Origin of the sequence: Nitratidesulfovibrio sp. 1201_IL3209, from assembly GCF_036763125.1 — a bacterium.
Lineage (GTDB): Bacteria > Desulfobacterota > Desulfovibrionia > Desulfovibrionales > Desulfovibrionaceae > Cupidesulfovibrio.
Genome location: NZ_JBAIYT010000036.1, coordinates 33,756 through 40,193, shown reverse-complemented (window position 1 = coordinate 40,193; position 6,438 = coordinate 33,756). Strand labels below are relative to the sequence as shown.

Annotated in this window: 7 protein-coding genes; 4 read left to right on the top strand and 3 right to left on the bottom strand. The window is 69.5% G+C overall.

Annotation, left to right across the window (positions count from 1 at the left end):
- Nucleotides 1-56 precede the first annotated feature (56 nt).
- A complete protein-coding gene (locus V6B97_RS14595) occupies nucleotides 57-1,361 on the bottom strand; it encodes a phenylacetate--CoA ligase family protein (protein ID WP_333507243.1) in 1,305 nt (434 codons plus the stop codon).
- Between the two features lie 410 nt (nucleotides 1,362-1,771).
- On the opposite strand from V6B97_RS14595, the gene V6B97_RS14590 reads away from it, so the two are divergent.
- The 4 genes from V6B97_RS14590 (at nucleotide 1,772) to V6B97_RS14575 (ending at nucleotide 5,135) form a co-directional block, all read left to right on the top strand.
- Nucleotides 1,772-2,464: a nitroreductase family protein gene (locus V6B97_RS14590; protein ID WP_333507242.1), complete on the top strand. Its 693-nt coding sequence runs from the start codon at nucleotides 1,772-1,774 to the stop codon at nucleotides 2,462-2,464.
- 146 nt (nucleotides 2,465-2,610) lie between these two features.
- A complete protein-coding gene (gene rsfS / locus V6B97_RS14585) occupies nucleotides 2,611-3,198 on the top strand; it encodes a ribosome silencing factor (RefSeq protein ID WP_333507241.1) in 588 nt (195 codons plus the stop codon).
- Nucleotides 3,195-4,859, top strand: a complete 1,665-nt coding sequence (gene gpmI, locus V6B97_RS14580) for a 2,3-bisphosphoglycerate-independent phosphoglycerate mutase (RefSeq protein WP_333507240.1) — start codon at nucleotides 3,195-3,197, stop codon at nucleotides 4,857-4,859. Before rsfS ends, gpmI begins: the two co-directional genes overlap by 4 nt.
- Nucleotides 4,860-5,135: a hypothetical protein gene (locus tag V6B97_RS14575; protein WP_333507239.1), complete on the top strand. Its 276-nt coding sequence runs from the start codon at nucleotides 4,860-4,862 to the stop codon at nucleotides 5,133-5,135. It abuts the gene before it with no gap.
- Between the two features lie 139 nt (nucleotides 5,136-5,274).
- Here V6B97_RS14575 and V6B97_RS14570 read toward each other — a convergent pair whose 3' ends face one another.
- The gene (locus tag V6B97_RS14570; protein ID WP_333507238.1) at nucleotides 5,275-5,712 is read right to left on the bottom strand and encodes a hypothetical protein; all 438 of its coding nucleotides are present in this window, start codon (nucleotides 5,710-5,712) and stop codon (nucleotides 5,275-5,277) included.
- A 201-nt stretch (nucleotides 5,713-5,913) separates the two neighbouring features.
- The gene (locus V6B97_RS14565) at nucleotides 5,914-6,312 is read right to left on the bottom strand and encodes a hypothetical protein (protein WP_333507237.1); all 399 of its coding nucleotides are present in this window, start codon (nucleotides 6,310-6,312) and stop codon (nucleotides 5,914-5,916) included.
- Nucleotides 6,313-6,438 lie beyond the last annotated feature (126 nt).

Below are 6,438 nucleotides of genomic sequence, written 5' to 3'. Positions count from 1 at the left end.
GGGGGCGCTTTTCAAAGCGCCCCCGCCCCCGATTATTCTCCCAATGTTCCTAAATGCTACGGCTTCTCGCGCAGGTCGATGACGCGCTTGGCCTTGCCCTCGGAACGCTGGATGGAGCGCGGCTCCACCAGGCGCACCTTGGCCGTGACGCCCAGGAATTCCTTGATGGTCTTCTGCAGGCGCGCTTCGCGGCGTTGCAGGTTCTTGATCTCGTCCGAGAAGAATTCCTCGGAGACTTCCACCTGCACCTCGATGTTGTCCAGGTTGCCCTCGCGGGTGACCAGCAGCTGGTAGTGCGGGGCCAACCCTTCGGTTTCCATGAGGATGGATTCGATCTGCGAGGGGAACACGTTCACCCCGCGGATGATCAGCATGTCGTCGCTGCGGCCGGTCACGCGGCGCATGCGCACGTGGGTGCGGCCGCAGGCGCAGGGGGTGTAGTCCAGCGAGGTGATGTCGCGGGTGCGGTAGCGCACCAGCGGGATGCCTTCCTTGGTCAGGGTGGTGATGACCAGTTCGCCGGTGGCGCCGGGGGGCAGGGCTTCTCCGCTGACCGGGTCGATGATTTCCGGCAGGAAGTGGTCCTCGTAGATGTGCATGCCGCACTTGGCCTCCACGCATTCCATGGAGACGCCGGGGCCCATGATTTCGGACAGGCCGTAGATGTTCAGCGCGTCGATGCCGAGCTTGCTTTCGATTTCCGCCCGCATTTCCTCGGACCACGGCTCCGCGCCGAACACGCCGATGCGCAGGGGCAGTTCGCGGATGTCGATGCCCGCTTCCTCGGCGGCTTCGTGCAGGTACAGGCTGTACGAGGGGGTACAGCAGATGACCGTGGCCCCGAAGTCGCGCAGCAGCAGCACCTGGCGCTTGGTGGCCCCGCCCGACACGGGAATGACCGTGGCGCCCAGGCGTTCCGCGCCGTAGTGCGCGCCAAGGCCGCCGGTGAACAGGCCGTACCCGTAGGCGTTGTGGATGAGGTCGCGGCGGGTCACTCCGGCGGCGGCCAGGCTGCGGGCCATCAGTTCGGCCCAGTTGTCCAGGTCGCGCTTGGTGTAGCCCACCACGGTGGCCTTGCCGGTGGTGCCGCTGGAGGCGTGCAGCCGCACGATGGTGTCCTTGGGCACCGCGAACAGCCCGAAGGGGTAGTTGTTGCGCAGGTCCTGCTTTTCGGTGAAGGGCAGCAGGGTGACGTCGGATAGCCGCTTGATGTCCGCCGGGGTCACCCCCGCCTCTTCGAACCGGCGGCGGTAGTGGGGCACGTTGGCGTAGACGCGCTCGCAGAGGTTCTTCAACCTGCGCAGTTGCAGCGCTTCCAGCTCCTCGCGCGGGAGCGTCTCGCGGTCGACGTCGAAAATCATGGGGCTCTCCTCTCGGGTTCACCGCAGGCGGTGCCGCGCGGCGCGCTGGCGCGGGCGGCCCGTGCGACACATGTCGGGCAAGGCCAACTTGTGCCCCAACTGCCGCATGCGGTCAAGGATGCCGGGGAGGTGCGGGGCAAAGGGCGGTGCGAAGGGGGCGGTGCGGGATTCCCAAGGCAGGTGGCATGGGCGGATACCGGGCCAGCGCACGGGAGGGCAGACGACGGGACCGCCCGGCCCGGAAGGGCGCGCGGCGCGCATTTGCGGAGGCGCGGGGAATGCGGTATATGAAATGTTTGGACAGTGGACGGGATCGGCCGCCGGGGCCCGCGCCGGGCCTGCCCGCCTCGTCTGCTTGCCGCGTCTGCTTGCCGCGCCAGCCCCAGGACATTTCGCAGGAACACCGCACCATGACCATGCCGCAATCCCCCGCGCAAGCTCCCGTCCAATCTCCCGGCCAAACTTCCGTGCAGTCGCCCGAATTCGCCGCCTTTGCCCGCTCCGTGCGCGAGGCACGCACCTGCCGCCGCTTCAGGGAGGACGCCGCCGTGCCCCTGGCCGCGCTGCACGCGCTGGTGGACACGGCGCGGGTGTGCCCCAGCGGGGCCAACCGCCAGCCGCTGCGCTATGCCGTGTGCGCGGATGCCGCGCGCAATGGCGCCGTGTTTCCGCACCTGCGCTGGGCCGCCTATCTCAAGGACTGGGGCGGCCCGGTCCCCGGCGAGCGCCCGGCGGCGTACATCGCCGTGCTGTGCGACAAGAAGGGCTCGCCCACGCCGGAAATCGACCTCGGCATCGCGGCGCAGACCATCCAGTTGGGCGCGCAGGCGCTGGGCCTAGGCTGCTGCATGATCGGCGCCTTCGACCGCGACGGCGTGCGTGCCGCCCTGGGGCTGGACGCGGCCCCCTTCGCCACGCTGGACTTGGTGCTGGTGCTGGCCTTGGGTGTGCCCGCCGAAACCCGCGTGCTGGACATCGTGGGCGAGGACGGCGACATCCGCTATCACCGCGATGCCGACGGCACCCACCGCGTGCCCAAGCGGTCCCTGGCCTCGGTGCTGCTGCTGGCCCACGGCGACGGGGACGCGGATACGATGGGATAGAGAGTTGCCCCCCCCCTCGCCCCTCGATCCCGTCCCGAACAGGCCGGGCACGCGGGGCAGGCCGTGATCACGAAGGAACGGCGGACCTTCCGCCACACGTAGAGGAACACCCCGGCCCGCGCCCGGGCCGGACCACAGGACACCGCATGAAACCCATCGAAAAGAAGTTCAAGGACATCCCCACCGCCGAGAAGGTGGCCACCTTCGTGGGCTGGCTGGAAGAAAAGAAGGGCCGCGACGTGCTGGCCCTGGACCTTGCGGGCATGAACGCCTTTGCCGAGTCCATCATCATCGTCACCGCCGGGTCCGTGCGCCATGCGCAGGGCCTGGCCGACCACGTGCTGGGCATGTGCGACGACGGGAAGATCGAATTCCTGCGCATGGAAGGCTATCAGGCCGGGCAGTGGATTCTGCTCGACTGCAACGACGTGATTATCAACGTCTTCCAGCCTCCGGTGCGCGAAATGTTCCGGCTGGAAAGCCTGTGGGCCGACGCGCCGGTGCTGCACGACGGGCGCGAACTGGCCCCGCCGGTGGAAGCCGCCACCGCCTCGGCGGGCACCCACAGCGGCGTGCGCCGCATGGCGGGCCGCGTGGCGGGCGCCCGCGCCGCCGCCGTGACCACCAAGCGCGCGGCCACCTCGTCCGCCGCGGCCGACGCCGAAGAGCCCAAGCCCCGTGCCCGCAGCCGCAAGCCCGCCGCGCCCAAGGCCCCCGAAGGGGACGACCAGTGAGCGGGACGGGCGCGGGCAAGGGGCTTACCCCCACGGTACTGCTGATTCTGGACGGCTGGGGCATCGCCCCGGCCGGGCCGGGCAACGCGGTGTCGCTGGCGCGCACCCCCAATCTGGACCGGCTGACCGCGCTGCCCTCGCGCGCCACGCTGGCCTGTTCGGGCCGCGACGTGGGCCTGCCCGCCGGGTTCATGGGCAACTCCGAAGTGGGCCACATGAATATCGGCGCGGGCCGGGTGGTCTATCAGGACCTGACCCGCATCGACATGGCCGTGGAAAACGGCGAGCTTGCCAGCAACCCCGCGCTGTGCGGCCTGCTGACGGCCATCGCGGCAAAGGGCGGGCGGCTGCACCTGCTGGGCCTGCTCTCCGACGGCGGGGTGCACAGCCACATCCGCCACCTGCGCCCCATGGTCGAAGCCGCCAGGGCCCGCAACGTGCCCGTGCTCGTGCATGCCTTCCTGGACGGGCGCGACACCTCGCCCACCAGCGGCGCGGGCTACGTGGCCGACCTTGAGGCCATCCTGCGCAACACGGGCTGGGGGCGCATCGCCACCCTGACCGGCCGCTACTACGCCATGGACCGCGACAAGCGCTACGAGCGCAACGCCTTGGCCTGGGCTGCCCTGACCGGCGGCAAGGGAACCCTGGTGGATGCGTCCTCCTACTCGGGGGGCGATTCGCAGGGCGGTTCGCTGGCCGAGGCCGTGCGCGCCGCCTATGCGGCGGGCGAGACCGACGAGTTCGTCACCCCCCGCGTGGTCATGGAAAACGGTGCGCCCATCGGGCTGGTGGCCGACGGCGACGGCGTGTTCTTCTTCAATTTCCGGGCGGACCGGGCGCGCCAGCTGACCCGCGCCTTCATCGACCCCGCCTTCGACGGCTTCGACCGCGACGCCGACGGCGGCAAGCGGCCCGTGCTTTCCGGCTTCGTGACCATGACCGGCTACGACGCCAGCTTCGACGTGCCCGTGGCCTTCGGCAAGGACAACCTGGCCATGACCATCGGCGAGGTGGTGTCCTCCATGGGGCTGCGCCAGTTGCGCATCGCCGAGACGGAAAAATACGCCCACGTCACCTATTTCCTGAACTGCGGCCGCGAGGAGCCCTTCCCCGGCGAGGAACGCCGCCTGGTGGCCTCGCCGCGCGACGTGGCCACCTACGACCTGAAGCCCGCCATGAGCGCGGTGGAGGTCACCGACCTGCTGCTTCAGGAATGGGGGCAGGGCGGCTATTCCCTTGTGGTGTGCAACCTGGCCAACTGCGACATGGTGGGCCACACCGGCGTCATCCCGGCGGCCGTCGCCGCCGTGGAAACGGTGGACGCCTGCGTGGGCCGCATCGCCGAGGCGGTGCTGTCCGCCGGGGGACGGCTGATCGTCACGGCAGACCACGGCAACGCGGAAGAACTGCTGGACGGCGCGGGCAACCCGCAGACCGCGCACACCACCAACCGGGTGCACTGCGTGGTGGTGGAGCGCGACCCCTCGCATCCCGACGGCATGCGCGCGCTGCGCCTGCGCGGCGACGGCAGGCTGGGCGACATCGCGCCCACCATCCTCGGCCTGTGGGGCGTGGCCAAGCCGGACCTGATGACCGGCGCATCCCTGATCCGGCCAGATACTGAAATACGTGAAGACGGCGACACGGAGGCGGCATAGATGGCCGGTGACAACAGGAGCGGGAACGGGCAGGACGGCAAGAGCCGCAAGCCCCTGAACCCGGTGCGGCCCGACGGGCTGGAGGTGATCTTCTTCTACCCCTGCCCGCACTGCCGCCGCCAGGTGCCGCTGATCAGCCCCACCCAGCCATCCATGGCCCAGTGCGACTCGTGCATGCAGCATTTCCCCATCGTGCCGGTGGACGAGCGCACCGTACGCTTCCTGAAGGTGATGCTGGACAACGGCCGCGCCGCCATCGACCCCGACTTCGCCTGACGCTCCCAGCCTGACGCCGGATCGTCCGTGATGCCCGTGTCCGCATGATCGCGGGCCGGAACGATACAACGAAACGTCCCCCGTTCGCGGTTGCGAGCGGGGGACGTGCTGTTTGCGAGATGTCTGATGTGACGGCAGGTTACGCGTTGGCGCGACAATGGGCGAAGGCTTCGGAAATGCGTTCCTTCACGTAGTGCATGAATTCTTCGTCGCCGTCTTCCAGATTGAAGCAGCGGGCGTCGTTGCCGTTGAGGCCGGTGGGAATCCAGTCGCCGCGCTCTTCCGGGTCGGTCAGGGAGTCGTCGTGGAAGCACACCGACAGCCAGCGCGCGGCCGGGTCGTCGTCCACCACGTCCACCAGCACGGCCAGCGGGCGGGCGGCCCAGCCGGGAAAGGTGCCGCGCAGCGAATGGCTGACGCCGGGCCGGCTGACGAATTCCACCACCGCGCCGTCATGGGTATGCAGGTGGTCGCGCAGGGCCAGGAACACGGGCAGCACGCCGGAGGCGTCTTCCCCGGCGGCCCACTGGGCGATGAAGGCATTCACGGCGGCTTCGGTGGCGGCGTCGGCGTACATGGGCGTCTCCGTGGTTGTCGGTTGCGGTGGCCGCGCGGGCCGGGCGTCTGCAAGCGCTTGCATATGCATCCACGGGCCGGGACTGTCAACCCGGGCACGAAGCGGCCGGGAGGCAACACCGGGGGAGATGGCGGTACGGAACGGCCCAAATGGGTAGGATGTGCAGGCTGGGAAGGACGGGCAGGGTGTGCGCGCGGCAGTCTACGCCTTTTCCGCCGCCGGGGCGGGCACGGGACGCAGGTCGTAGCGGCGGATCTGCGGCAGGGGAAAGAAACGCAGGGTGCCGTCGGGCAGCAGCACTTGCAGGGTGCCCTGCGGGGTGGCGATGCATTCCAGGCAGTTCTGGGTCACCGTGCCCCCGTCGATGAACGCGATGTCCAGCCGCCAGCGCTGCGGCGCGCCCGCCTTGTGCCCGGAAAGCTCGTTCATGGCGCGTACCTCGCGCTCCATCAGGGCGCGCCATGCCGTCTTGACCAGCGTGCGGTTGTCCGGGGCGTCGTGGGCGCGGCACAGGCCCATCTTCAGGTTGTCCGGCGAGGGCACGAAGCCGAGCACCCAGCCGGTGGAGGCATCCGCGCCGCAGACATGGCAGGGGATCATGGCGTGCGCCTCCTGAAAGGGATGTTGCGGCGCGGGATTGCGCGTGGGGCTCGCGTGTGCGCCCCGTCTCACCCGCCTATACCGCCCCGGTCCCTGCTTGAAAAGATGCCCGGCGCGCAAAACGAA

Excerpts from the sequence above, each read along its gene's own strand:
- V6B97_RS14570 (WP_333507238.1), bottom strand. The coding sequence starts at position 5,712 with ATGTACGCCGACGCCGCCACCGAAGCCGCCGTGAATGCCTTCATCGCC.
- rsfS (WP_333507241.1), top strand. The coding sequence starts at position 2,611 with ATGAAACCCATCGAAAAGAAGTTCAAGGACATCCCCACCGCCGAGAAG.
- V6B97_RS14595 (WP_333507243.1), bottom strand. The coding sequence starts at position 1,361 with ATGATTTTCGACGTCGACCGCGAGACGCTCCCGCGCGAGGAGCTGGAA.
- V6B97_RS14590 (WP_333507242.1), top strand. The coding sequence starts at position 1,772 with ATGACCATGCCGCAATCCCCCGCGCAAGCTCCCGTCCAATCTCCCGGC.
- V6B97_RS14565 (WP_333507237.1), bottom strand. The coding sequence starts at position 6,312 with ATGATCCCCTGCCATGTCTGCGGCGCGGATGCCTCCACCGGCTGGGTG.
- V6B97_RS14575 (WP_333507239.1), top strand. The coding sequence starts at position 4,860 with ATGGCCGGTGACAACAGGAGCGGGAACGGGCAGGACGGCAAGAGCCGC.